Genomic DNA, 26536 nt, shown 5'->3' with positions numbered 1-26536 from the left:
CGTGGTCAGCCGACCACCGCGATGACGGGGGTGTGGTCGGACGGCTGATCCCACGTGCGCGGCGTACGGTCGACCTCGCACGACGTGCAGGTCTGCGCGAGCGCCGGCGACAGCAGGATGTGGTCGATGCGCAGCCCCGCGTTGCGGCGGAACGCCATCATCCGGTAGTCCCACCACGTGAAGGTCTTCTCGGGCTGTTCGAAGCGGCGGAACGCATCGACGAAGCCGAGCTCGATCAGCTGCGCGAAGTGCGCGCGTTCCTGCGGCGACACGAGGTTCTGGCCTTCCCATTTCGCGGGATCGTGCACGTCGCGGTCTTCCGGCGCGATGTTGTAGTCGCCGAGCAGCGCGAGCTTCGGGTAGCGCTGCAGCTCGGTGCGCAGCCACGCCTGCAGCGCGTCGAGCCATTGCATCTTGTAGACGAACTTGTCGGAGTCGGGCGCCTGGCCGTTCGGGAAATACGCGGACACGATGCGCACGCCGTCGACCGTCGCGGCGACCACGCGCTGCTGCGGATCGTCGAAGCCGGGGATGTTGCGCACGACGTCCGCCTCGTCGACGGAAAGCGTGTCGCGCGCGAGGATCGCAACGCCGTTGTAGGTCTTCTGGCCCGTGAACCAGCTGCGGTAGCCGGCCGCCTCGAGATCCGCGCGCGGGAATTTCTCGTCCGGCAGCTTCAGTTCCTGCAGGCACAGCACGTCGGTTCCGCTTTGCGCGAGCCAGTCGAGCACATGCTGCTTGCGGACGTTGAGCGAATTGACGTTCCAGGTGGCGATTTTCATGAACGGGAGTGTGCGTGCGGGGTGAATGCGAAGGCCGCCATCTTACCGCGAGCCTGCGGCGCGAACGCGTTCGACGCGGCGCGCGCGTGCCGCCGCCTCCGCGAGGTTGACGAAAATTGTGACAAAAGTATTGACGTGAGTACTTCCTCACCCTATAATTTATTTCTCTGACGCGGGGTGGAGCAGTCTGGCAGCTCGTCGGGCTCATAACCCGAAGGTCGTAGGTTCAAATCCTACCCCCGCAACCAGTTTCAAGCGAAAGGCCTTGATTTCATAGCGAAATCAAGGCCTTTTTGCTTTCCGGGTGGTGCTACACCATGGCTGCCCGAGAGCATCCGCAACCAAACGCGCAAGTGAGCGCTTCGGCCTGTACTCGCACCGGGTTCCCCCGGCTCTACGTCTCCCGGCACGGTGTCTGTTACTGGCGCGAACGCAATCGCTGGCGGAGCCTTCGCACCAATGATCCGCGTGAGGCGTCGGTTTGCGATGGAACGCAATCTCTACCTCGCGCGGCAACGACACCGCCAGGGCCGCATGAGCATCGTTGACCCGAACTACCCCCGGCCCGAGCCCGATCCCGACGCCGATCTGCGCTTTGAGATCGACCGATGTGCGCCGGGGTATCTGCAAGACGGACGGCGCGCCCGAGGACGCCCGGGCGCTGCGCGAGACCCTCGAAATCGTTCGGCAAATGCCGCTGCCCGCGCCGGAGCCTACGGCCCCGCTGCCGGTTGGAATCGCCCCGAACGAAGCGGAAGTGCCGTGGGCCGCCATTGATGAGGCCGTGGCCGAGCGCGAGCGGCACGAGGCCGCCCTGCAGGGCGGCCTGATGCTCTCCGATGTGGCCGACATGTGGCTGACCGAGCGGACCCTGAAAAACACGCCGCGCATGGTCAATGTAAAACGCCTGCACCTGGAAGATTTCCGCTGCCGGATCGGTACTGCCGAGCCGAACGATGTGCCGATCAACACGCTGCGGAAATCCGTGCTGGTGGGCTGCAAGGCCGCGTTGCGGGCCGAACGCCAGACCGGCAAGACGGCCGACAACAAGCTGCTGACGCTGCATGATTTTTTCAAATATGCCATCAACAACGGGCACTACACCGCCTCGGATCTGAACCCGGTGGCCGGCTTGTTCGTGCTGAGCAAATGCGAATGGCTGGCCAAGGCGCGGTCCTGCGAGCCGATCACGCCGGACGACATGCGCGCCGTGTTCGAGTCCGCGGGCTTCAAGACCTGGGCCAGCGCGCCGGATCTGTGGTTTCCGCCGCTGATGGCGCTGTTCACCGGCCTGCGGATCAGCGAGGCGACGCGGATCGCTCCGGCGGATGTGAAGCTGGCCGACAACGGCGTCCACTACATCAGCATCACCGACGGCAAGACGGCAGCGGGCGTCCGTAACGTGCCGGTGTGCGATGCGCCGATCCGCCTGGGCGTCCTGCGCTACGTCGATGAAGTGCGAGCCGTCGGGCATGACCGGCTCTACCCGCACCGGCCGTTCGTGAAACCGTCGTGGGCGCGTTGATCGCCCTGGACGGGGCGGCGGGTCAAGGATCGCGCAGCAACCCCGCAGGGGCTTGTCCTTGACGTGCTGAGCCGGCCGGACACGCTCACGCATGGGGCGGGCAGAGCCAGAGCGCTGCCCGCCCCATGCCGATCCAATACGGTGACCGCTGCTGCGATCCCCGCAAGGATTTCAAATCCTTGGGTCGCTTGCGCTCAGGGTCCCCCGGCCCGCCAAGCTGACGTCACCATGCGGGCCGAAACTGTCACGGAAACGTTGACCGGTTTAGGTAGGGCCAACGATACTATCGCCTCGGGGAATGTCAGCATTCAATAGAAAACAACGAGATAAAAATTCAAAAATGAAGTGCAATGAAAATAATTTCGATTTTTTAAGACTTTTTGCAGCATCAATGGTTTTATTCAGCCATCAGCATGCATTGATGGGGCGGCCTGGTATAGATACTGGTCTAGGTGAACGTTTCGGGCTCGGGGGCTTGGGCGTTTGCATCTTTTTTATCGTCAGCGGTTATCTCGTCACCCAAAGCTGGCTGCGTGATCCGAACGCTTTCAGATTTCTGGTAAAGCGCTTCCTGCGGATCTGGCCAGGGCTGTTCATCGTGACGTGTATTGCCGCGCTCCTGGTCGGACCGATTGTTTCTGGCCTTGATGTCAAGAACTATTTTTCATCGCCAGGACTACGCGAATACTTTGGCAATCTCCGGGTGATAGGCGGCGGCACTTCCTACTTGCCGGATGTTTTTACCCACAACCCCTTTCCAAGGGCCGTCAACGGCTCCTTGTGGACTATTCCGGTTGAAGTGCATTGGTATCTAGTGCTCGTCGTTGCCGCGGTTGCAGGCGCGCTTCGCTGGCGCTGGATAGCGCTATTTGGAATCGTCGGCTTGGCCATTTATCACTTTGGTGTCTACCACGGCGAGACCAATCCTGTCCGAAATTGGTCGAGGGAGTATGGGCTGTTCTTTCTTGCCGGAGCGCTGCTTCAACTATTTCGCGACTGGTGGGCGGATCGCCAAGTCTTGCTGATTGTCGGCTCCCTGACTGTCGGAACAGCGCTGTTCATGCTGGGCTGGCATGTGCTGGGCGTGTTGGTTGCGATGCCGTGCCTGGTCATTTTTACAGGCGAAGCTTCCACACCGTTTCTTCGGCGGTTTGGTCGCTTCGGGGATCTTTCCTATGGCGTCTACATCTATGCATTTATTGTGCAGCAAACGCTGATATGGAAATTCGGGGCATCCGGGTCATTTGCGCTTCACTTGCTTTCAACGGTTGTGGTGACCTTCATCTGTGCATGGCTGTCCTGGCATCTGGTTGAAAAGCGGGCGCTTTCATTCAAGCCGTCGCGGATACGCTCAGGAAAAGAGCGTATCCATGAGGTCGATCTGGAAAAAAATCTTGCATAGCAAGCTTTGCATCGTCGCTGGCAGATCGATATGCGTGGGGACTTGTCGAGGATCAACTTGCACAGAAATGAGTCTCAAAAAAAGAGTCCCATGCGCTGTAAGCGTCGGATTGGCCTGTCATGTATCCAACATCTGTTGTTCCGCCTGGACAACTGCAACCGCCGGTCTCCGGGTTAGCTTGGCACATGACCTGATCTGCGGGAACTAATGCACCACCGGGCCAGTATTTCCGAAGGACGTATTGGCCGCCGCCAGAGCCGCCAGTAGTCCACCCCATTTTTACAAAACAGGTCCTGCGCTCCGTCATTTCCGATTGCAGCATCAGGAGCGCGGCCACCTCCAGCCGATGCGCCTCCCGTCGGCTCCATGTAACTACCCTGAACCTTTCCAGTAACGGCCAGGTATCCGTTTCCGTAGATATTGTCGCCAGCGTTGAGGTATCCATTGGTTTGCAAGCTGGTGGACGAGTAGAATTCGCCAGTCGCTGTGATGCGTCCTCCCGCGCCAACGCCGCCGGAAATGTTCGCATTGCCTATGATCGTCGCTGTCCCAGTCATATCCAGGTTACCGTTCGATTTATCGTAGCTGGTGACGACCTGGGTGGATTGAAATTGCCCCGTGCCGGTGATATTGCCGGCGTTGTTGATGTTGTGAATGATGCCGTCCGACATGTTCAGGCCACCTGTCATTGGCAAGGAGCCGTCCCGGCGCAGGTAGACTGAATAGAGGTTGGTCCCCGTGCCGGCCTGAAAGCCCAGTAGGCCCAGCGATCGCCCGGTTGTGATCGGTGCGTTCCAGACGCCGCCGTAGCCGTCGATCTGCGCGGCACTGGTTCGGCCAGGGCTGTGGCGTGGCAACCAGTCCTGTCACGTCCCAGTTGGGCGACGTGCCGGAAACAGACAGGGTGATGTTGTAGCGCGCCCCGAAGCTGTTCGGGTTCTGATGGGTCGCGGGCAACAGGCCTTCGTTCACCAGAGTCTGGATCATGATCGCGCAGGTCGTGCCCGAGCAGGTGCGCGGGCCAGGATCGCCAGCCCCACCGGCTGCGTTCTGCAACTGGCTGATCGGCGTGTAACGATTGGCGATGTAGGTATCGACGGCTTGGCCGACCGTCTGCATCTGCTGCCCTACGATCCGGGCCTGGTTGCTCTCGGTATCGCGTTTCATGTCAAGGCCTCTGACCGGGTTTGGAGCGACGCTCCTACCCCCGCAACCAAGCACACCAGACGATGTGCAGCGCAAGTGACCGATGCGCGTTTCGTCGACAGGAACCCGGCTCCATGCCGGGTTTTTTGTTTTCCGGCCCCGGAAACGCTGCAGCGGGCAGGGATTCCCGCTTGCCAGGTTCGCCCTCCGTCTCATAAAATGAATGAGAATCATTATTATTAATGGGGCGCTGCGCGACCAGGCGGCGTCGGGGAACATGGGCGTCATCGACAGTCATGCGCAACGGGGCTTCCGTGCGCTCTACAACGATCATCACGGCTGGCTGCGCGGCTGGCTGCGCAAGCGGCTCGGCAATGCGTGCGACGCGGCCGATCTCGCGCACGATACCTATCTGCGCGTGCTCGCATCCGGCACGACGCCTCAACCCGACGATTCGCGTCGTTACCTGACCCAGATCGCGAACGGCCTCGTGATCGACCTCTATCGCCGGCGGCATATCGAATCGGCCTATCTCGATACGCTGCGGTACCGGCCCGAGGCCGAGGCGCCTTCTCCTGAAACCCGCGCACTCGTGATCGAGACGCTGTGCGAAATCGACGCAATGCTTGATCGCCTGCCCGCGAACGCGCGCTCGGCGTTGCTGCTGTGCAAGCTCGACGGGCTGACCTATCGCGAGATCGCCGAGCGGCTCGGCGTGTCGGTGTCGTCGGTCGAGAAGTATGTCGCGTCCGCGCTGCGCGCGTGCTACGCGGCGCTTTACGGGAGCGCATCGTGAGCGGGCGGCAGGGCGACGCATTGCCCGAAGCCGTCGTGGAGCAGGCGATCGGCTGGCTTGCCCGCCTGTGGTCGGGCGATGCGACCGACGACGACCGGCGCCGCTGCGAGGCCTGGCGTGCCGAACACCCCGAGCACGAGCGCGCGTGGCAACGGCTTGCCGGCATCGACGCGAAGTTCGCCAGCGTGCCGGCCGATACGGCGCGCGGCGTCCTGCTCGCGCAGCCGGCCCGGCCCGCACGCCGGCGCGCGATGCGCGCGCTCGGCTGGGCGATCACGCTCGGCGGCGCGAGCTACGGCGTACGCAGCACGCGTCTGTGGCAATCGGCCACGTCCGACTATGCGACCGACATCGGCGAAGTGCGCGACGTCACGCTCGCGGATGGCACACAGGTCTGGCTCGATACGGCGAGCGCGATCGACGTGCGCTTCGATTCGCACGAGCGCCGCATCGTGCTCGTGCGCGGCGCCGTCCACGTCGAGACGGCGCACGATGCGGCGGGGCGGCCGCTGCGCGTCGAGACGCGGCAAGGGGTGGCGCGCGCGCTCGGCACGCGCTTCACGGTGTCGGACGAAGGCGTGCGCACCCGCGTCGACGTGTTCGACGGTGCCGTCGAGATCCGCCCGGCCCGCGCGGCCGGGCGTGTGCTGCGGCTCGAAGCGGGCGAAGCCGTCCGCTTCGACGCGGACGGCTTCGCGCCGCGCGAGCCGGCCGCGGCGCGCGCGAACGCATGGACGCAGGGCCGGCTGATCGCCGAACGCATGCGCGTCGACGCATGGTGCGCCGAACTCGCGCGCTACCGGCCCGGCGTCCTGCGCTGCGATCCGTCGCTCGCGCGCCTGTCGGTGTCGGGCGTGTTCTCGCTGACCGACACCGATCGCGCGCTCGCCGGCCTGCGCACCGCGCTGCCGGTCGAGGTCGTCTACCGCACGCGCTACTGGGTCACGGTCGTCCCGCGCTGAACGCCGGCACACGGTCATCAGAAAAAAATTTCGCGACGCGATTGAGGGTTTCGGCGGTTCGTTCGGAATACACGATGCACCTTCGCAACATTCCGAACCCAAAGGATTCTTCATCATGGCGTTCCGCCGGTTTTCCCCGTATGCAGCTTCCCGTCCCGCCAGCCGGCCCGCGCGCCGCCGCGCCGCGTCGCGCGCGCTCGAACCGGCGCTCGCCGCCGCACTGGCGCTTGCCATGCCGATCGGCGCGCAGGCGCAGCCCGACGATCCGCCGTCGCGCGTCGATACCGACGAGCGGCTCGCCTATGCGATTCCGGCCGGCCCGCTCGACGTCGCGCTGAATCGCTTCGCGGTGGCGGCCGGCGTCGAACTGGCGAGCGACGCGGCGCTCACGCAGCACCTTTCGAGCGACGGGCTGAACGGGCGTATGAGCGTCGCGGAAGGTTTCGCGCGCCTGCTGGCGCCGCACGGGCTCGAGGCCGTGCGCACCGGCGGTGGCTACCTGGTGCGCCGCCGCGCATCGGCCTCGACGGCCGCGGCGGGCGCCGGCGCGACGCTGCCGGCGATCATCGTGAACGCGCGGGCGGACCAGCTGCCCGAGGCGTACACCGGCGGGCAGGTCGCGCGCGGGGGCCGGCTCGGCATGCTCGGCAACGCCGATTTCATGGACGCGCCGTTCAACATCACGAGCTATACGTCGGCGCTGATCGAGAACCAGCAGGCCAGCACCGTCGCCGACGTGCTGGAGAACGATCCGTCGGTGCGCTTCACGACGTCGACCGGCCACATCGTCGAGAACTACACGATCCGCGGCTTCAACGTGATCGCCGACGATCTCGCATTCAACGGGATGTACGGGCTCGCGCCGTACGGTCACTCGCCCACCGAGTTCATCGAGCGCATCGAAGTGCTGAAAGGGCCGAACGCGCTGCTGAACGGCATCTCGCCGAGCGGCGGCGTCGGCGGGGCGATCAACCTCGTGCCGAAGCGGGCGGGCGATACGCCGCTCGCGCGGCTCACCACCGACTACATCTCGGACGGCCAGTTCGGCGTGCACGCGGATCTCGGCCGGCGCTTCGGCGACAAGAACCAGGTCGGCATTCGCGTGAACGGCGCCTATCGCGACGGCCGCACGACGATGGACGGGCAGAGCAAGAAGCGCGAACTCGCGTCGCTCGCGTTCGACGTGAAGGGCGAGCGCGCGCGGTTCTCGCTCGACGCCTATACGGACACGGAGCGCTTCGACAACGGCAGCCCGTGGATGGCGTCGTTCGCCAGCAAGGTCGTGAGCCCGCCGTCGCCCGGCACGAACCTGCTGCACGGCGCATGGGGCAAGCTCGAGAACCAGGCGATCGTCGCGCGCGGCGAACTCGACCTGACCGACCGCATCACCGCGTATGCGGGGATCGGCGGCCTCAGCTATCGCTACTCGGGTTTCATCAACGGGACGCGGGCCGGCGCGATCCAGCCGAACGGCAACTATCGCGCGGTCACGTACAACCAGAACGGCTACACCGACACGACGTCGATCGAGGCCGGCGCCCGCGCCAAGTTCAACACGGGCCCCGTCAGCCATCAGGTGTCGCTCGGCGTGACCTCGCTGCAGATCGAGTCGGGCACGATCAACCGGACGAGCGCGACGTTCGCGTCGAACATCTACGCGCCGATCGATCCGCCGCTCGCGCCGTCGCCGGGTTCTGCGCCGAAGACGTCGGAGGCCGAACTGACGAGCGTCGCGCTGGCCGACACGCTGTCGTTCGCGCGCGATCGCGTGCAGCTCACGCTCGGCTTGCGCAGCCAGCGGGTCCATGCGAAGACCTATGCGGCCGCGACGGGGCTGAAGACCGCCGATTACAACGAGACCGCGCTGACGCCGGCGTTCGCGATCGTCGTCAGGCCGTTCGGGCCGGACGTATCGCTGTATGCGAACTACGTCGAGGGGCTGACCCAGGGCGACACCGTGACCGACGTCACCGCGAAGAACTACGGGCAGATGTTCGCGCCGTACAAGAGCAAGCAGGTGGAGGTCGGCGCGAAGTGGGAGACCGAAACCTTCGCGAACACGCTGTCGCTGTTCCAGATCACGAAGCCGAGCATGCTGAAGGACGTCGCGACCAACCTGTACAGCGCCGACGGCGAGCAGCGCAACCGCGGCGTCGAATGGAACGTGTTCGGCCAGGTGGTGCCGAGGCTGCGCGTGCTGGGCGGCGTCGCATACACGCAGGCGCTGCTGACGCACACGGCCGGCGGCGCCTATGACGGCAACACGGCGTACGGCGTGCCGAAATGGACCGCGAACCTCGGCCTCGAATGGGATACGCCGTGGGTGCAGGGGCTGACGTTGTCCGGCCGCGCGGTGGCGACGAGCGCGCAGTTCGTCAACTCGACGAACACGCAACGCATCCCGGGCTGGACCCGGTTCGATCTCGGCGCGCGCTACGCGACGCAGATCGCCGGCAAGGCGGTCGTGCTGCGCGGCGCCGTCGAGAACGTCGCGAACCGCACGTTCTGGGCCGGCACGTTCAACGACGGCTTCGTCACGCAGAATGCGCCGCGCACCTTCAAGGTGTCGGCTACCGTCGACTTCTGAGGCGCACGATGACTCATCTCCTGAACCGGGCCACGCGCATCGCGTGCACGTGGCGCGTCGGCGCGGCGCTGGCGCTGGCGCTGGCGGCGATCGGCATGCCGATCGCGCATGCGGAAGGCGCGTTCGCGTCGGGCGACGTGGTGACGGGCAATGTCGCACGGGCGCCGGCGGCCTACGCACTGGCGCTCGACGCCGGTACGTTCGTCCAGGGCCGCCTCGACGGCGCGGCGGCCAATGTCGATCTCGCGACCGAAGACGGCCGGCATCTGCGGCGACTCGTGACGGCCGACGGGCAGTCGCGCGATTTCATGTTCGTCGCGCCGGCGAACGGCGGCTATGCGCTGCAGGTGTCGGCGCCCGACGCCGGTGCGCTGCCGCCCGACGGCCTGCGCGCATACCGGCTCGCGATCGTGAGCCGCGTGCCGCGCGCGCAGCAGCATGCGCCGGTGCCCGGCATCGCGAGCCCGCGCGTCGCGAAGCTGGCCGCCGAACTCGCGGCGGGCGGCACGACCGACGCGTTCTGGCGCGAGGCAGCGGCAAGCGGCACGCCGCTCGTCGAACCGGCGCCCGCGCAGCCGGCCCGTACCGATGCGACGATCGCGCGCGGCCTGAACCCGCCCGACGAAGCGACGCAGCTCGTCACGTTCCTGTGGCGCGGCGCCCGCGACAATGTGCGGCTGCTCGGCAGCCCGTCGGGCGAGCACGACACGTTGCTGCACCTGCCGGGCAGCGACGTCTGGTATCGCAGCTACGTGGTGCCGGCCGCGACCCGCATCAGCTATCTGCTCGCACCGGACGTGCCCGAACTGGATCTCGATGACGGCGCGCGGCGCCGCGCGATTCTCGCGACCGTGCAGCGCGATCCGCTCAATCCGCGCTCGTTCATGCACCCCGCGCCCGACGTGTACCAGGGCAAGTCGGTGCTCGAGTTGCGCGACGCTCCGCCGCAGCCGTGGATCGCACCGCGCGCGAACGTGCCGGCCGGCACGGTGACCGCACACCGGTTCGCGAGCACGGTGCTCGGCAATACCCGCGACGTGTACGTGTATCGACCGGCCGGCTATCGTGCGGACGATCCCGCGCGCGCACTCGTCGTGGTGTTCGACGCGCACGCCTACGTCGACACGGTGCCGACGCCGACGATCCTCGACAACCTGATCGCGGAGGGACGCGTGCCGCGCACCGCGGCGCTCATCGTCGGCAATCCGGACAGCGCGACGCGCGGCCGGGAGCTGCCGCCGAATCCCGCGTTCGCGCGCTTTCTCGCGGAGGAACTGATGCCGTGGGCGGCGCGCGAGGGCGTGAGCGCGCCGGCGGCGCGGACCGTGATCGCGGGGTCGAGCTACGGCGGCCTCGCGTCGGCCTACGCGGCGCTGCGTCACCCCGAGCTGTTCGGCAACGTGCTGAGCCAGTCGGGCTCGTTCTGGTGGGCGCCCGTGCAGGGCGATGCGCGCACGCGCACCGCCGAATGGCTCACGCGCGAGTACGCGGCGCGGGAGCGTCTGCCCGTGCGCTTCTATCTGGAGAGCGGCCGCTTCGAGGACGGCAAGGGGCCGGCAGGCATCGGCACGACGAGCCGCCATCTGCGCGACGTGCTGCAGGCGAGGGGCTACGCGGTGCGTTATGCGTCGACGGCGAGCGGCCACGACTACCTGCACTGGCGCGGGTCGCTCGCGTGCGGGCTGATCGCGTTGATCGGCACGCCTGGGCAGGGCGAGCGCGCGCCGTTCGCGGCCGCGTGCCCGTTCGAACCGCCCGGCGAGTCGCGCGAACCGTCGCGCGTACCGGCCGAAGCGTCCTGAGCGTCCTGGGCTGAAGGCGGCGGGCCGTTCAGCCCGCCGCCCATTCGACCGCCGCCTTCGCATGCAGCGCGGTCGTGTCGAACACCGGCAGCGGCGAGTCGTCCGCGTCGATCAGCAGCGTGATCTCCGTACAGCCGAGGATGACCGCCTGCGCGCCGCGCTTCGCCAGTTGCTCGATGATCGTCACGTACGTCGCCCGCGATTGCGGCGAAATGATGCCGTGGCACAGCTCGTCGTAGATGATCCGGTGCACGTCGTCGCGCCCGCGTTCGTCCGGCACGAGCACCTCCAGCCCGAATTTCTCGCGCAACCGTTCCACATAGAACGGCAACTCCATCGTGTAGCGCGTGCCGAGCAGCGCGACGCGCCCGATGCCCGCGTCGCGTAGCGCGGCGCCGGTCGGATCGGCGATGTGCAGGAACGGCAGCGTCACCGCGGCTTCGATCGCGTCGTGCACGCGGTGCATCGTGTTGGTGGTCAGCACGACGAGATCGGCGCCGGCCGCTTCGAGCTGCCGCGCGGCGCCGGCCATCCGTTCGCCGAGCGCGGCCCAGTCGTGCGTGCGCTGCAGCGCTTCGATCTCCGCGAAATCGACCGTGACCAGCACGCTCTTCGCGTTGTGGTGGCCGCCGTGCACCGCCTTCGAATGGCGGTTGATCATCCGGTAATACTCGGCCGACGATTCCCAGCTCATGCCGCCGATCAGTCCGATCGTCTTCATCCGTCACCTTTGCCTTATGCACGTCAAGGCGGACGAGTATAGGCGCCGCCGCCGGCGCCCGGCGGTACGATCCGCGCGAAGCGGGCCGGTACGGCGCCGCCGCCCGGGGGCGTACGCGACAGTTGAAACCGGCACTGTGTTTTTGTACAGTATCGGCACCGTGAACCCGACCGTCATCCCGCCTGCCGATCCGTCCGCGCCGCCGCCGGGCGACGCGCCGCCGCGCATGCGCAAGATCATCCATTGCGATTGCGACTGCTTCTACGCGTCGGTCGAGATGCGCGACGACCCATCGTTGCGCAACCGGCCGATCGCGGTCGGCGGCCGGCCCGACCAGCGCGGCGTGATTGCCACCTGCAACTACGAGGCGCGGCGCTACGGCGTGCATTCCGCGATGTCGTCGGCGCTGGCGATGCGCAAGTGCCCCGAGTTGCTGATCCTGCCGTCCGCGATGGACAAATATCGCGCGGCGTCGCGGCAGATCATGGCGATCTATCGCGACTACACGTCCGACGTCGAGCCGCTGTCGCTCGACGAGGCGTACCTCGACGTCAGCGGGTCGGAGCGGTGCCAGGGCAGTGCGACGCTGATCGCACGGGAGATTCGCCAGCGCGTGTACGACACGGTCGGCGTGACGGTGTCGGCCGGCGTCGCGCCGAACAAGTTCATCGCGAAGATCGCGTCCGACTGGAACAAGCCCGACGGCCTGTTCGTCGTGCGGCCGCACGAAATCGACGCGTTCGTCGCGGCGCTGCCGGTGCGCAAGCTGCACGGCGTCGGCAAGGTGACGGCCGCGCGGCTTGACCGGCTCGGCATCCAGACCTGCGCGCAATTGCGCGACTGGCCGCTGATCGACCTGCATCGCGAATTCGGCGCGTTCGGGCGCAGGCTTTACGAACTGTCGCGCGGGATCGACGAACGGCCCGTGCAGGCCGACCAGGAGCGCAAGTCGGTCAGCGTCGAGACGACCTACGTGACCGACCTGACGACGCTCGAGCAGTGCGCGGAGGAAATTCGCCGTCTCGTCGTGCAGCTCGACGCGCGCATCGCCCGCGCAGGCGCCGCACGATCGATCCGCAAGCTGTACGTGAAGATCCGCTTCGCCGATTTCCAGCGCACGACGGTCGAGTGCGTGGCCGACGCGACGAATGCGGAAACGGCGGTCACGCTGCTCGCGAAGGGGCTGCAACGGCGCGCGCAGGCGGTGCGGCTGCTTGGCGTCGGCGTGCGGATCGACGAGGATACCGCCGAGCGCCACGGGCAATTCTCGCTGTTCGGCGACGAAACGTCCGCGCCATGAAAAAGGCACCGCCGCAGCGGTGCCTTGCCTTCCACGCGGCCGCCGGGGCCGGGCGGCATGCTCAGTGGGCGGGCGAGGCCATCCCGTTGTGGCGCAGCAGCGCATCGATCTGCGGCTCGCGGCCCCGGAACGCCTTGAATGAATCCATCGCCGGGCGGCTGCCGCCGACCTCGAGGATTTCACGGCGATAGCGCGTGCCGGTCGCCGCATCGAGCACGCTGCCGCTCGCGGCGGCCGCTTCCTCGAATGCCGCGTAGGCGTCGGCCGACAGCACTTCGGCCCACTTGTAGCTGTAGTAGCCGGCCGCGTAGCCGCCCGCGAAGATGTGGCTGAACGTGTTCGGCCAGCGCGAGAACGCCGCCTGCGGGATCACGTGGTAGCGCTCGTTGATTTCGCGCGCGAACGCGGTGACGCCGGTGCTGCCCGCCGGATCGAAGTCGACGTGCAGCAGCATGTCGAACATCGAGAACACGATCTGGCGCAGCGTGCCGAGCCCGCTCTGGAAGTTCTTCGCGGCGATCATCTTGTCGAACAGTTCGCGCGGCAGCGCGGCGCCCGTGTCGACGTGCGAAGACATCGACGACAGCACGTCCCATTCCCAGCAGAAGTTCTCCATGAACTGCGACGGCAGCTCGACCGCGTCCCATTCGACGCCGTTGATGCCCGACACGCCGAGCTCGTCGACGCGCGTGAGCATGTGGTGCAGCCCGTGGCCGAATTCATGGAACAGCGTGATCACTTCGTCGTGCGTGAAGCACGCGGGCTTGCCGCCGACCGGCGCGGAGAAGTTGCAGGTGAGATAGGCGACGGGCGTCTGGACGGCGCTGCCGCGCTTCGCGCGCGAACGCGCATCGTCCATCCATGCGCCGCCGCGCTTGCCTTCGCGGGCATACAGGTCGAGGTAGAACTGCGCGACCAGCGAGCCGTCGCGGTTCTCGACGCGGAAGAAGCGCACGTCCTTGTGCCACACGGGCGCGTCGTCGGGCTTGATCCGCACGCCGAACAGCGTTTCAGTGACGGTGAACAGGCCCTTCAGCGCGGCCGGCTCCGGGAAATACTGCTTGACCTCGTTTTCCGAGAACGCATAGCGCTGCTGGCGAAGCTTCTCGGATGCGTACGCGACGTCCCACGGCGCGAGCTCGGCGAGACCGAGTTCCTTCGCGGCGAACGTGCGCAGTTCGTCCCAGTCCGTCTCCGCGTGCGGGCGTGCGCGGGTCGCGAGATCCTCGAGGAACGCGACGACCTGCTGCGGCGATTCGGCCATCTTCGGCGCGAGCGACACTTCGGCGAAGTTGCGGTAGCCGAGCATCTGCGCCTCTTCGCGGCGCAGCTTCAGCTCATCGGCGACGATCGCCGTGTTGTCCCATTCGGCCTTGCCTTCGCCGTACTGCGGCCCGAGTTCCGATGCGCGCGTCGCATAGGCGCGGTACAGCGTCTCGCGCAGCGCGCGGTTGTCGGCGTATTGCAGCACCGGGAAGTACGACGGGAAGTGCAGCGTGAATTTCCAGCCGTCCTTGCCGTCCTTTTGCGCGGCCTCGCGGGCGGCTTCGATCGCGTCGCCCGGCAGGCCGGCCAGCTCGGCTTCGTCCTGCACGAAGTACGCGTACGCGTTGGTCGCGTCGAGCACGTGGTCGGAGAACGCCTTCGACAGCGCGGCCTGCTGCTCCTGCAGTTCCGCGAAGCGCGGCTTCCGGTCCTCGGGCAGTTCGGCGCCCGACAGGCGGAAATCGCGCAGTGCGTTGTCGAGGATCTTGCGGCGTTCGGCGGACAGCGTGGCGTATTCGGCGCCCGCGGCGATCGCCTTGTACTTCTCGTACAGCGCGAGGTTCTGGCCGACGCTCGACCAGAATTCGGTCACGCGCGGCAGGTTCTCGCCGTAGGCGGCCCGCAGTTCGGGCGTATCGGCGACCGCGTTCAGGTGGCCGATGACCCCCCAGGCGCGACCGAGCGGCTCCGTCGCGTGCTCGACCGTCTCGACCACTTCCGCCCAGGTCGCCGGCGTCGCGGCCGCGCTCGCGGTTTCGACCGCGCGGTTGGCGGCCTCGAGCAGCGTGTCGAGCGCGGGCGTCACGTGTTCCGGGCGGATCTCGCCGAAGCGGGGCAGGCCCGAGAAATCGAGAAGCGGATTGGTGTTGGCGCTGGCGGACATAAGACTCCCTGTCTGTTGCCGGATGAACCGGAGTGAAAAGGGTAAGGCGCGCCATGCGAGGCGGCGCCCGATATCGACATTATTGGGGCGCATCGCGCGCTTTCCAATCGTTAGTTTCTAACGATGCGATTGACGCGGGGTCGAATGCGGGATGAAAGGCGGCCTGGGGACGGCCGGCAGGGTGGCCGGCGAGAGGCCGGCGCGCGCATGCGACGCGCGCCGGAACGGCGGAGGGGGAATCAGGCGGCCGCGGCGGCGCGCTCGGCGGCTTCGATCGTGTTGATCAGCAGCATCGTGATGGTCATCGGGCCGACGCCGCCCGGCACCGGCGTGATATGGCCGGCCACTTCCTTCACGCCCGCGAAATCGACGTCGCCGCACAGCTTGCCTTCGTCGTCGCGGTTCATGCCGACGTCGATCACGGTCGCGCCGGGCTTCACCATGTCGGCGGTCAGGATGTTGCGCTTGCCGACCGCGGCGACCACGATGTCGGCCGCGCGCGTGTGCGCGGCGAGGTCGCGCGTCTTGCTGTGGCAGATCGTCACGGTCGCGCCGGCGTCGAGCAGCATCATCGCCATCGGCTTGCCGACGATGTTCGAGCGGCCGATCACGACCGCGTTCGCGCCCTGCAGCGCAATGCCGTGCGCTTCGAACATCTTCATCACGCCGTACGGCGTGCACGGGCGGAACAGCGGCTTGCCGGTCATCAGCGCGCCGGCGTTGGCGACGTGAAAGCCGTCGACGTCCTTCTCCGGCGCGATCGCCTCGATCACCTTGTGGCTGTCGATATGCGCGGGCAGCGGCAGCTGGACGAGGATGCCGTGGATTTTCGGATCGCGGTTCAGTTCGTCGATGCGCGCGAGCAGGTCGGCTTCCGACAGCGTGGCCGGGTATGCATCCTTCAGCGAGAAGAAGCCGTTGTCCTCGCACGCCTTGATCTTGTTGCGCACGTAGACTTCGCTCGCCGGATTGGCGCCGACGAGGATCACCGCGAGACCGGGCTGGTGACCGCGTGCGGTCAGGGCGGCGGCGCGCTCGGCGGCCTGGGCGCGCAGGGTCTTCGAAAGGGCGTTGCCGTCGATGAGGAGGGCTGTCATGGTGGTGGTCCTGCCGGGAAGTTGGAATGCGGGCGTGCGGCGCCCGGGGGCGTCGCAGCAAAGCACGGGATTATACCGTTCGCCTGCTGCCGTCCGACACCGAATGAGCGGGAAGCGTCATGGCCGCGGCGCGTGTGCGCCGGGAGAGCGGCCGCCGCCGCGCGAGTGGGCCGCATCGCGCGGGACGGCCGGGGCTGGCTGCGGGCCGGGCGGACGGTGCCGCCGCGGCCGGCGCGGGCTCAGGCCTGTTTCTTCGACAGCGCGAGGCGCAGCAGGTCGGCCACCGTGTTGACGTTGAGCTTTTCCATGATGTTCGCGCGGTGCGCTTCGACCGTCTTGATGCTGATGCCGAGGTCGTCGGCGATCTGCTTGTTCAGGCGGCCCGCGATGATCCGCTCGAGCACCTGCTGCTCGCGCGCGGTCAGCTTCGACAGGCGCTCGCTCGCGGCACGCTGTTCCTGGACGCTCTTGCTTTCGCTTCGGGCCTTGTCGAGCATCCGCTCGACGAGCTTGCGCAGCTCGGCCTCGTCGAACGGTTTCTCGATAAAGTCCATCGCCCCCTTTTTCATCGTCGAGACGGCCATCGGCACGTCGCCGTGACCCGTGACGAAGATGATCGGCAGCGCGGCATTGTCGGCGATCAGGCGTTCCTGCAGTTCGAGGCCGCTCATGCCCGACATCCGCACGTCGAGGATCAGGCAGGCGATCTGGCCGGCCTGCTGCGCGGGCTGGTACGCATCGAGGAACTGCTCGGCGCTCGAGAAGCATTGAACGCGATAGCCGTTCGCCTCCAGCAGCCAGCGCAGCGAGTCCCGTACGGCCTCGTCGTCGTCGACGACAAAGACGGTTTCCTGAGTGGTGGTGACAGGGCTATTCATAGTTCTCCCGTAACGGTATGTGATGCCGATGCCTCGCGCCCCCCTTGGCCGAGATCAGCGGGTTCCCCAATGGGCAGGCTGCAGTGGAACGTCGCGCCGGAAATGCGGCCGTCCGGCTCGACGTTGTTGACCACCCACAGACGCCCCCGATGCGATTCGATGATCGAACGGCAGATGTTCAGCCCCATGCCCATGCCATCGGACTTGGTGCTGTAAAACGGTTCGAACAGGCGCTCGGCGGTCGCTTCGTCGACGCCCGGGCCCTGGTCGATCACGCGGATGTCGACGAATCCCGCGTCGATGTCGGCGACGACGCGAATCACGCCGTCCGCCGACGCCGGCTTCACGTCGGCCATCGCTTCGGCCGCGTTCTTCATCAGGTTCACCAGCACCTGCTCGATGAGCACGGGGTCGACATAAATAATAGGCATTCTTGCGAGGATTTCCGTGACGATCCGGATCCTGCGCTTCCTGGCCTCGATTTCGGCGAGCCCGACCGCGTCGGCGACGATGTCCGCCACCCGCGCCGGCTGGCGCTTCGGCTCGCTGCGCTTCACGAATTCGCGGATCCGCTTGACGATCATCCCCGCGCGCAGCGCTTGCTGGGCGGTCTTCTCCAGCGCGGGCTGCAGCGTCTCCGGCGTGCCGCGGCCGCTCTTGACGAGCGCGAGCGTGCCCGAGCAGTAGTTGTTGATCGCGGCGAGCGGCTGGTTCAATTCGTGAGCAATCGACGACGCCATTTCACCCATCGTCATCAATCGGCTGGTGAACTGCAGCTTCTCTTCCTGCTGGTGCGCGAGTTCCTGCGCCTTCTTGCGGGTCGTGATGTCGGTCGCGATCTGCATCTGCGCGAGGTGGCCGTCCACCCACTGGATGTACTGGCGGCGCACCTCGAACCATTTCTGGATGCTCTCGACGTACACCTCCTGTGCATCGGCGGTGCTGCTCGTGAGCGCGGCGGCCGGCAGGCCCGCGAACGCGTCGACCATGTCGATCGAGTCGGACGACGCCTGCGCGCGGTCGAAGCCGCCGCCGGACAGCTCGAGATGGCCGTCCGGGCGGATGCCGAACAGGTGGCGGTAGTAGCGGTTCGCGAACAGCAGCTCGGCCTCGTCGGCGGCCAGCACCGACACCGCGGCATCGAGGCTTTCGAGCACCGTCGTGAAGCGCTCGTGCGCGGCCGCGAGCTCCTCGCGCGCGCGCTTCGGCTCGGTGATGTCGGTCATCGACGACATCCAGCCGGTCTGGCGGCCCGAACTGTCGATCAGCGGCGACACGTACAGGCGCGCGTGGAACAACGTGCCGTTCTTGCGCCGCACGCGCAGCTCGAAGCCGGAACTCGGCGCCTTGCCGCGCAGCGTCATGTCGAGCTGGCGCTGCATTTCCGGGTACGCATCGCGCGGCCAGTACGGGAACGGCGCGACCTTGCCGACGAGGTCGGTCTCGTCCCAGCCCGTCATCCGGCAGAACGCCGGGTTCACGTGCGTGATGCGGCCGTGCATGTCGAGCACGCGCATGCCGATCAGCACCGAGTTTTCCATCGCGCGGCGGAAGAACGCTTCCGCGTACAGCGCCTGCTGGGCCTCGAAGCGCTGGCGCGTGTGCTTCCACAGGCTCCAGAGGCTCCACAGCACGAAGCACGACAGCCCGGCGACGAGCCACACGAGCGTGTTGTTGGTCAGGTTCGTGAGCTGCGGGAACGCGTACACGCGCACGGTCAGCCCCTGGCCGGGCGGATCGAGCGGCAGGTCGTAGTGCGAGTCGCGCGGCAGGCGCGGGCGCGTCGAGGTGGACGACAGCTCGCGGTTGTTCGCGTCGGTGATCGAGATCTTGTACTTCGACGACAGTTCCTGCGGGATGTCGTGCTTCAGGATCCCCTCGACCGAGAACACCGCGGCGATCGAGCCGAGATACTCGCGGTCGCCGCGCATCACGGGCGTCTGCAGCGTGATGAAGCCGTTGCCGAAATCGTCGTAGATCAGCGGCGAATAGGCCTGGCGGCGTGTGCCGCGCGCTTCGTCGTAGGCGCCGCGCACGGCGTCCTGCATCTGCGCGTCGCCGGGCTTCGCGAGCCGCTGGCCGAGCAGCGGCGGATGCACGGTCGGCCAGCGCTGCACGCCGGGCGAGGTGTACCAGTTCAGGTAGAGGATTTCCGGATGCGTCTGCATCACGTCCGCGACGGCCATCTGGAACGCGTTCTGGTCGAGGCGGCCGGACGCGAGATCGCGGGAAAGCGCCTGCAGCTGTTCCTGCGCGCCCGTCATCGACAGGCGGATCTGCTGCTGCGCCCACGCGACGTTACGGAACAGGGTGTCTTCCTGCTGCTGCTGTTCGCGGCGGTTGAGGCTCCACAGGATGAGGCTCATCACCACCAGGAACACCAGGATCGACAGCAGCGGCGTCAGCAAATAGGAGTTGGACCACCACGGTCCGTGGTGCCAGCGGGACGGCTGCGACTCCGCCGGCGGGCCCGACGGTCGCGCCGAGCGTGCGAAAAGCCGATCGGTCAACATGGCAGGATTGTAGCGCAGCGCAATACATGGAAAACCTATACCGGATATGTTGAACGGAAACGGATTTGTTTCGCCGCGCCGCGCCGCGGAGCCCCGAAACATGGGTGCAGCGCAGCAATATTCCGTATTGCGAGAAAAGATCTCACAATTCGAAAATTTTGTTGCGCATGCCCGCGGGCGCTCATTACAATCCGCTGGAGCTTGCCCGCAGCCGGTCGCGTCGCGTCGTCTGCACGAGAGCGATCCTCACATTCCAGGACCCAGGAGACGAGAATGTCCGCTGTACCGAACGAAGTGATGAAATATGTCGCCGCCGAACGTGACGACGACCCGCAAGAAACCGTCGAGTGGCTGGAGTCGCTCGATGGCGTGATCTCCTCCGTGGGCACCGGCCGTGCGCATTACCTGATCGAAAAGCAGATCGAGTTCGCCCGCATGCACGGCGAGCATCTGCCGTTTTCCGCGAACACCCCGTACATCAACACGATTCCCGTGGCCGGCCAGGCGAAGATCCCGGGCGACCAGGACATCGAGCACCGCATCCGCTCGTACACGCGCTGGAACGCGCTGGCGATGGTGCTGCGTGCAGGCAAGGACACGAACGTCGGCGGCCATATCGCATCGTTCGCGTCGGCCGCGACGCTCTATGACGTCGGCTACAACCATTTCTGGCACGCAGCGTCCGAGCAGCACGGCGGCGATCTCGTGTTCGTCCAGGGCCACTCGTCGCCGGGCGTGTACTCGCGCGCGTTCCTGCTCGGTCGCCTGAAGGAAGAGCAGCTCGACAACTTCCGCCAGGAAGTCGACGGCAACGGCATTTCGTCGTACCCGCACCCGTGGCTGATGCCGGACTTCTGGCAGTTCCCGACCGTGTCGATGGGTCTCGGCCCGATCATGGCGATCTATCAGGCGCGTTTCATGAAGTATCTGGAAGCGCGCGGCATCGCGAAGACGGAAGGCCGCAAGGTGTGGGCATTCCTCGGCGACGGCGAGACGGACGAGCCGGAATCGCTCGGCGCGATCGGCATGGCGAGCCGCGAAAAGCTCGACAACCTCGTGTTCGTGATCAACTGCAACCTGCAGCGTCTCGACGGCCCGGTGCGCGGCAACGGCAAGATCATCCAGGAACTGGAATCGGAATTCCGCGGTGCCGGCTGGAACGTGATCAAGGTCATCTGGGGCAGCCGCTGGGATGCGCTGTTCGCACGCGACAAGACGGGCGCGCTGATGCGCCGCATGATGGAAGTCGTCGACGGCGAGTACCAGACGTACAAGTCGGAATCGGGCGCGTTCGTGCGCGAGCACTTCTTCAACACGCCTGAACTGAAGGCGCTCGTCGCCGACTGGTCGGACGACGACATCTGGGCGCTGAACCGCGGTGGCCACGATCCGCACAAGATCTACGCGGCGTTCCACGAAGCCACGCACACGAAGGGCGCACCGACCGTCATCCTCGCGAAGACCATCAAGGGCTACGGGATGGGCGAGTCGGGCCAGGCGATGAACATCACGCACCAGCAGAAGAAACTGCCGGTCGAGCAGCTGAAGAAATTCCGCGACCAGTTCCGCCTGCCGATTACCGACGAGCAGATCGCCGACGTGCCGTACCTGAAGTTCGAGGAAGGCTCGAAGGAACTCGAGTACATGCGCAAGCAGCGCATGGATCTCGGCGGGTACCTGCCGCACCGCCGCGAGAAGGCGACGTCGCTGCCGGTGCCGGCGCTCGACGTGTTCGAGCCGCTGCTGAAGGGCACGGGCGAAGGCCGCGAGATCTCGACGACGATGGCGTTCGTGCGGATCCTGAACATCCTGCTGAAGGACAAGGCGCTCGGCAAGCGCGTCGTGCCGATCGTCCCGGACGAATCGCGTACGTTCGGCATGGAAGGCCTGTTCCGCCAGATCGGCATCTGGAACCAGCAGGGCCAGAAGTATGTGCCGGAAGATTCCGACCAGCTGATGTTCTACAAGGAATCGGAAACCGGCCAGATCCTGCAGGAAGGCATCAACGAAGCGGGCGGCATGTGCGACTGGATCGCGGCGGCGACGTCGTATTCGACGCACGGCGAGATCATGGTGCCGTTCTACATCTTCTATTCGATGTTCGGCTTCCAGCGGATCGGCGACCTCGCTTGGGCCGCGGGCGACATGCGCTCGCGCGGCTTCCTGCTCGGCGGCACCGCGGGCCGCACGACGCTGAACGGCGAAGGCCTGCAGCACGAAGACGGCCACTCGCTCCTGTGGGCGGCATCGGTGCCGAACTGCGTGAGCTACGACCCGACGTTCGGCTACGAACTCGCCGTGATCATCCAGGACGGCCTGCGCCGCATGGTGCAGGAGCAGGAAGACGTGTACTACTACATCACGGTGATGAACGAGAACTACGAGCACCCGGCGATTCCGCAGGGCGAGCACGTGGCGGCCGACATCATCAAGGGCATGTACGCGTTCAAGAAGGCCGACGCCGGCAGCAAGGCACCGCGCGTGCAGTTGCTGGGCGCGGGCACGATCTTCAACGAAGTGATCGCTGCAGCCGACCTGCTGAAGAACGACTGGGGCGTCGAAGCCGACCTGTGGAGCGTGCCGAGCTTCACCGAACTGGCGCGTGAAGGCCACGAAATCGAGCGCTGGAACCTGCTCCATCCGACCGAAGAGCGTCGTCTGTCGCACGTGCAGCAGTGCCTGAAGGACACGCAGGGCCCGGTCATCGCATCGACCGACTACGTCCGCGCGCTGGTCGACCAGATCCGCGGCCAGATCGATCGCCGCTTCGTCGTGCTGGGCACCGACGGCTTCGGTCGCTCGGACACCCGCGAGAAGCTGCGTCACTTCTTCGAAGTCGACCGTCACTGGGTCACCGTCGCTGCGCTCAACGCGCTGGCCGACGAGGGCACGATCGAGCGCAAGGTGGTCGCGGACGCGATCGCCAAGTACAACCTCGATCCGTCCAAGCCCAACCCGATGACCGTTTAACGCACACGCCGTGTGATGCCGCGCGCCGCTCCCGCGAGGAGCGCGCGCGGCCATGGAGACAGAAACAGATGAGTCAAGCGATCGAAGTGAAGGTGCCGGATATCGGCGATTACAAGGACGTGCCGGTGATCGAGATCGGCGTGAAGGTCGGCGACACGGTCGAGCCCGAGCAGTCGCTCGTCACGCTCGAGTCGGACAAGGCGACGATGGACGTGCCGAGCCCGGTGGCGGGCGTCGTGAAGGAAATCAAGGTCAAGGTGGGCGATTCCGTGTCGGAAGGCTCGCTGATCATCCTGCTCGAAGGCGGCGCTGCGGCGCAGGCCAATGGCGCGGCTGCGCCGGCCGCAGCCCCGGCTCCGGCGGCCGCGCCGGCACCGGCCGCAGCAGCCCCGGCGGCCGCGCCGGCAGCCGCCGTCGGTACGCTCGAAGTGAAGGTGCCCGACATCGGCGACTACAAGGACGTGCCGGTGATCGAGATCGGCGTGAAGGTCGGCGACACGGTCGAGAAGGAGCAGTCGCTCGTCACGCTCGAGTCGGACAAGGCGACGATGGACGTGCCGAGCCCGGCCGCCGGCGTCGTGAAGGACATCAAGGTGAAGGTGGGCGATTCGGTGTCGGAAGGCACGCTGATCGTGTTGCTCGAAGCCGCAGGGGCGGCGGCTGCCGCACCGCAGGCAAGCGCACCGGCTCCGGCCGCTGCTGCGCCGGCACCCGCCGCCGCACCCGCGAAGGCCGCACCGGCAGCGGCTGCTGCTGCTGCTGCGCCGCCGCCGGCCGCAGCGCCGTCGGGCGAATACCGCGCCAGCCACGCATCGCCGTCGGTGCGCAAGTTCGCGCGCGAACTCGGCGTCGACGTCGCACGCGTGCAGGGTTCGGGCCCGAAGGGCCGCATCACGAAGGAAGACGTCACGGGCTTCGTGAAGGGTGTGATGACGGGCCAGCGCGCAGCACCGGGCGCAGCGGCAGCCGCGCCGGCAGGCGGCGGCGAGCTGAACCTGCTGCCGTGGCCGAAAGTCGACTTCTCGAAGTTCGGCCCGTTCGAGGCGAAGCCGCTGTCGCGCATCAAGAAGATCTCGGGCGCGAACCTGCATCGCAACTGGGTGATGATCCCGCACGTCACGAACAACGACGAAGCGGACATCACCGATCTCGAAGCGCTGCGCGTGCAGTTGAACAAGGAGCACGAGAAGGCGGGCGTGAAGTTCACGATGCTCGCGTTCGTGATCAAGGCGGTCGTTGCCGCACTGAAGAAGTTCCCGACCTTCAACGCGAGCCTCGACGGCGACAACCTCGTGTTCAAGCAGTACTTCCACGTCGGTTTCGCGGCCGATACGCCGAACGGCCTGGTCGTGCCGGTGATCCGCGACGCGGACAAGAAGGGGCTCGTCGATATCGCGAAGGAAATGGCCGAACTGTCGAAGGCCGCACGCGACGGCAAGCTGAAGCCGGACCAGATGCAGGGCGGTTGCTTCTCGATCTCGTCGCTCGGCGGGATCGGCGGCACCAACTTCACGCCGATCATCAACGCGCCGGAAGTGGCGATCCTCGGGTTGTCGCGCGGCCAGATGAAGCCGGTGTGGGACGGCAAGCAATTCGTGCCGCGTCTGACGCTGCCGCTGTCGCTGTCGTACGACCATCGCGTGATCGATGGCGCGGAAGCCGCGCGGTTCAATGCGTATCTCGGCGCGTTGCTCGCGGATTTCCGTCGCATCATTCTTTGATGAGCTGAGGGCTCTCGCAGGGGCGTGGGTTTCTTGTCGGTCATCCATGCCCCGTCGTTGAACCTGTATTGCTGATGGTCTATTGGCGTCGCCCCTGCGCGGGGCGGCGGTCACTTTTCTTGGTCTTCCAAGGAAAAGTAACCAAAAGAAAGGCGCGTCCTTGGGCGGACGGCAAAGGTGGTGCTGCCCAGGACCCCGTTCTCCAGTCAGGCCGTCGTTCAGCGGTTGAGCCCTCTCCCTCTGTCAGCAGCTAAACAAGAAGGGGACGTATATGAGTCTCATCGAAGTCAAGGTTCCGGATATCGGCGATTTCAGCGGCGTCGATGTCATCGAAGTCAACGTGAAGCCGGGCGACGTGATCGAAAAAGAGCAGACGCTCATCACGCTCGAATCGGACAAGGCCTCCATGGAAGTGCCCAGCGACGTCGCCGGCACCGTCAAGGAAATCAAGGTCAAGGCCGGCGAGAAAGTCTCGCAAGGCACCGTCATCGCCATCGTCGACGCAGCAGCCGGTGCCGCCGCCCCCGCGAAAGCGCCCGAAGCGGCGAAGCCCGCAGCCGCCGCGCCGGCACCGGCCGCAGCCGCTCCGGCACCCGCGCCGCAAGCCGGCAGCTACGCAGGCGCCGTCGACGTGGAATGCGACATGCTCGTGCTCGGCGCCGGCCCCGGCGGCTACTCGGCCGCGTTCCGCGCCGCCGATCTCGGCATGAAGACAGTACTCGTCGAACGCTATTCGACGCTCGGCGGCGTGTGCCTGAACGTCGGCTGCATTCCGTCGAAAGCGCTGCTGCATACGTCGCTCGTCGTCGAAGAAGCCGCGGCGCTCGCGTCGCACGGCATCACGTTCGGCAAGCCGCAGGTCGACCTCGACAAGCTGCGCGATTTCAAGGGCGGCGTCGTCAGGAAGCTGACGACGGGCCTCGCCGGCATGGCGAAGGCGCGCAAGGTCGAAGTGGTGACGGGCGTCGGCGCATTCGTCGATCCGTACCACATGGAAGTGCAGGGCGAGAACGGCAAGAAGGTCGTCCGGTTCAAGCAGGCGATCATCGCGGCGGGCTCGCAGGCGGTGAAGCTGCCGTTCATGCCGGAAGACCCGCGCGTCGTCGATTCCACCGGCGCGCTCGAACTGCGCCAGCTTCCGAAGCGGATGCTCGTGATCGGCGGCGGCATCATCGGCCTCGAAATGGCAACGGTGTACTCGACCCTTGGCGCCGAGATCGACGTCGTCGAAATGATGGACGGCCTGATGATGGGCGCCGATCGCGATCTCGTGAAGGTCTGGGAAAAGTACAACGCAAAGCGTTTCGGCAACGTGATGCTGAAGACCAAGACGGTCGGCGCGGAAGCGAAGGAAGACGGCATCTACGTGAAGTTCGAGGGCGAGAAGGCGCCGGCGGAAGCGCAGCGCTACGATCTCGTGCTCGTCGCGGTGGGCCGCAGCCCGAACGGCAAGAAGATCGGCGCCGACAAGGCGGGCGTTGCCGTCACGGATCGCGGCTTCATCGACGTCGACAAGCAGATGCGCACGAACGTCCCGCACATCTTCGCGATCGGCGACGTCGTCGGCCAGCCGATGCTCGCGCACAAGGCCGTGCATGAAGGCCACGTCGCAGCGGAAGCCGCGCACGGCGAGAAGGCGTACTTCGACGCACTGCAGATCCCGTCGGTCGCCTATACCGATCCGGAAGTGGCGTGGGCCGGCAAGACGGAAGACCAGTGCAAGGCCGAAGGCATCAAGTACGGCAAGGCGGTGTTCCCGTGGGCGGCATCGGGCCGCGCGATCGCGAACGGCCGCGACGAAGGCTTCACGAAGCTGATCTTCGACGAGGAAACTCATCGCGTGATCGGCGGCGGCATCGTCGGCCTGAACGCGGGCGACCTGATCAGCGAAGTGTGCCTCGCCGTCGAGATGGGCGCGGACGCGGAAGACATCGGCAAGACGATCCACCCGCACCCGACGCTCGGCGAATCGGTCGGCATGGCCGCCGAACTGTACGAAGGCGTCTGTACGGATCTGCCGCCGCAACGCAAGAAGTAACGCGACCGGCAACGGCCGGCCACGCGCCGGCCATGAAAAACGCCGCCGCCCGGGTTTCCCGGGCGGCGGCGTTTTCGTTGGTGCGCGGCCTGCGGTGTGTGCGTCGTGCCGAGTCGGGCGGCAATGCATGCAAGCGCGTCCCGATCG

General features: G+C 66.4%; 17 protein-coding genes and 1 tRNA gene. 11 read left to right on the top strand and 7 right to left on the bottom strand.

The window, feature by feature from the left end:
- Positions 1-5 precede the first annotated feature (5 nt).
- The gene (xth, locus tag GQ56_RS0115370; RefSeq protein ID WP_031399492.1) at positions 6-782 is read right to left on the bottom strand and encodes an exodeoxyribonuclease III; all 777 of its coding nucleotides are present in this window, start codon (positions 780-782) and stop codon (positions 6-8) included.
- 171 nt (positions 783-953) lie between these two features.
- Here xth and GQ56_RS0115365 point away from each other — a divergent pair.
- The 3 genes from GQ56_RS0115365 to GQ56_RS0115355 all read left to right on the top strand — a co-directional run bounded on the left by GQ56_RS0115365 (position 954) and on the right by GQ56_RS0115355 (position 3709).
- Positions 954-1030 (top strand) — tRNA-Met (locus GQ56_RS0115365).
- A gap of 296 nt (positions 1031-1326) precedes the next feature.
- Positions 1327-2307, top strand: coding sequence for a site-specific integrase (locus tag GQ56_RS0115360; RefSeq protein ID WP_152601764.1), 981 nt, complete (start codon positions 1327-1329; stop codon positions 2305-2307).
- Between the two features lie 298 nt (positions 2308-2605).
- Entirely contained in the window at positions 2606-3709 is a 1104-nt protein-coding gene (locus GQ56_RS0115355) for an acyltransferase family protein (RefSeq protein ID WP_081894916.1), read from the top strand.
- 173 nt (positions 3710-3882) lie between these two features.
- On the opposite strand, the gene GQ56_RS44315 is transcribed toward GQ56_RS0115355, so the two are convergent.
- Entirely contained in the window at positions 3883-4566 is a 684-nt protein-coding gene (locus GQ56_RS44315) for a hypothetical protein (RefSeq protein ID WP_152601763.1), read from the bottom strand.
- Between the two features lie 566 nt (positions 4567-5132).
- Between GQ56_RS44315 and GQ56_RS0115350 the strand changes: the two genes are divergently transcribed.
- The 4 genes from GQ56_RS0115350 (at position 5133) to GQ56_RS0115335 (ending at position 11002) form a co-directional block, all read left to right on the top strand.
- A complete protein-coding gene (locus GQ56_RS0115350; protein WP_031399489.1) occupies positions 5133-5651 on the top strand; it encodes a sigma-70 family RNA polymerase sigma factor in 519 nt (172 codons plus the stop codon).
- On the top strand, positions 5648-6613 hold the full coding sequence (locus GQ56_RS0115345) for a FecR domain-containing protein (RefSeq protein WP_031399488.1): 966 nt from the start codon (positions 5648-5650) through the stop codon (positions 6611-6613). The genes GQ56_RS0115350 and GQ56_RS0115345 overlap by 4 nt, the downstream gene beginning before the upstream one ends.
- A 115-nt stretch (positions 6614-6728) precedes the next feature.
- On the top strand, positions 6729-9200 hold the full coding sequence (locus tag GQ56_RS0115340; RefSeq protein WP_031399487.1) for a TonB-dependent receptor: 2472 nt from the start codon (positions 6729-6731) through the stop codon (positions 9198-9200).
- An 8-nt stretch (positions 9201-9208) separates the two neighbouring features.
- Positions 9209-11002, top strand: coding sequence for an alpha/beta hydrolase-fold protein (locus tag GQ56_RS0115335; RefSeq protein ID WP_043301417.1), 1794 nt, complete (start codon positions 9209-9211; stop codon positions 11000-11002).
- A gap of 28 nt (positions 11003-11030) precedes the next feature.
- On the opposite strand, the gene GQ56_RS0115330 is transcribed toward GQ56_RS0115335, so the two are convergent.
- The gene (locus tag GQ56_RS0115330) at positions 11031-11723 is read right to left on the bottom strand and encodes an aspartate/glutamate racemase family protein (RefSeq protein WP_031399485.1); all 693 of its coding nucleotides are present in this window, start codon (positions 11721-11723) and stop codon (positions 11031-11033) included.
- Positions 11724-11859: 136 nt separating this feature from the next.
- Between GQ56_RS0115330 and dinB the strand changes: the two genes are divergently transcribed.
- Positions 11860-13023 carry a DNA polymerase IV gene (gene dinB, locus GQ56_RS0115325; RefSeq protein ID WP_031399484.1) on the top strand — a complete coding sequence of 388 codons (1164 nt, stop codon included), beginning with the start codon at positions 11860-11862 and terminating at the stop codon, positions 13021-13023.
- Positions 13024-13084: 61 nt separating this feature from the next.
- On the opposite strand, the gene GQ56_RS0115320 is transcribed toward dinB, so the two are convergent.
- The 4 genes from GQ56_RS0115320 to fixL all read right to left on the bottom strand — a co-directional run bounded on the left by GQ56_RS0115320 (position 13085) and on the right by fixL (position 19660).
- Positions 13085-15172 carry a M3 family metallopeptidase gene (locus GQ56_RS0115320; RefSeq protein ID WP_031399483.1) on the bottom strand — a complete coding sequence of 696 codons (2088 nt, stop codon included), beginning with the start codon at positions 15170-15172 and terminating at the stop codon, positions 13085-13087.
- A gap of 239 nt (positions 15173-15411) precedes the next feature.
- Positions 15412-16269, bottom strand: coding sequence for a bifunctional methylenetetrahydrofolate dehydrogenase/methenyltetrahydrofolate cyclohydrolase FolD (folD, locus tag GQ56_RS0115315; protein ID WP_031399482.1), 858 nt, complete (start codon positions 16267-16269; stop codon positions 15412-15414).
- A 239-nt stretch (positions 16270-16508) separates the two neighbouring features.
- On the bottom strand, positions 16509-17147 hold the full coding sequence (gene fixJ / locus GQ56_RS0115310) for an oxygen response regulator transcription factor FixJ (protein WP_006493245.1): 639 nt from the start codon (positions 17145-17147) through the stop codon (positions 16509-16511).
- Positions 17144-19660: an oxygen sensor histidine kinase FixL gene (gene fixL, locus GQ56_RS0115305; RefSeq protein WP_031399481.1), complete on the bottom strand. Its 2517-nt coding sequence runs from the start codon at positions 19658-19660 to the stop codon at positions 17144-17146. The genes fixJ and fixL overlap by 4 nt, the downstream gene beginning before the upstream one ends.
- Before the next feature lie 273 nt (positions 19661-19933).
- Between fixL and aceE the strand changes: the two genes are divergently transcribed.
- From aceE to lpdA, 3 genes are all read left to right on the top strand, one after another.
- Positions 19934-22630 carry a pyruvate dehydrogenase (acetyl-transferring), homodimeric type gene (aceE, locus tag GQ56_RS0115300; RefSeq protein ID WP_031399480.1) on the top strand — a complete coding sequence of 899 codons (2697 nt, stop codon included), beginning with the start codon at positions 19934-19936 and terminating at the stop codon, positions 22628-22630.
- A gap of 68 nt (positions 22631-22698) precedes the next feature.
- A complete protein-coding gene (gene aceF / locus GQ56_RS0115295; protein ID WP_031399479.1) occupies positions 22699-24351 on the top strand; it encodes a dihydrolipoyllysine-residue acetyltransferase in 1653 nt (550 codons plus the stop codon).
- A gap of 271 nt (positions 24352-24622) precedes the next feature.
- The gene (gene lpdA / locus GQ56_RS0115290; RefSeq protein WP_031399478.1) at positions 24623-26389 is read left to right on the top strand and encodes a dihydrolipoyl dehydrogenase; all 1767 of its coding nucleotides are present in this window, start codon (positions 24623-24625) and stop codon (positions 26387-26389) included.
- Positions 26390-26536: the final 147 nt, after the last annotated feature.

Source organism: Burkholderia paludis (assembly GCF_000732615.1).
Classification (GTDB): Bacteria; Pseudomonadota; Gammaproteobacteria; order Burkholderiales; family Burkholderiaceae; genus Burkholderia; species Burkholderia paludis.
This window is presented reverse-complemented; position numbering and strand designations above follow the sequence as displayed.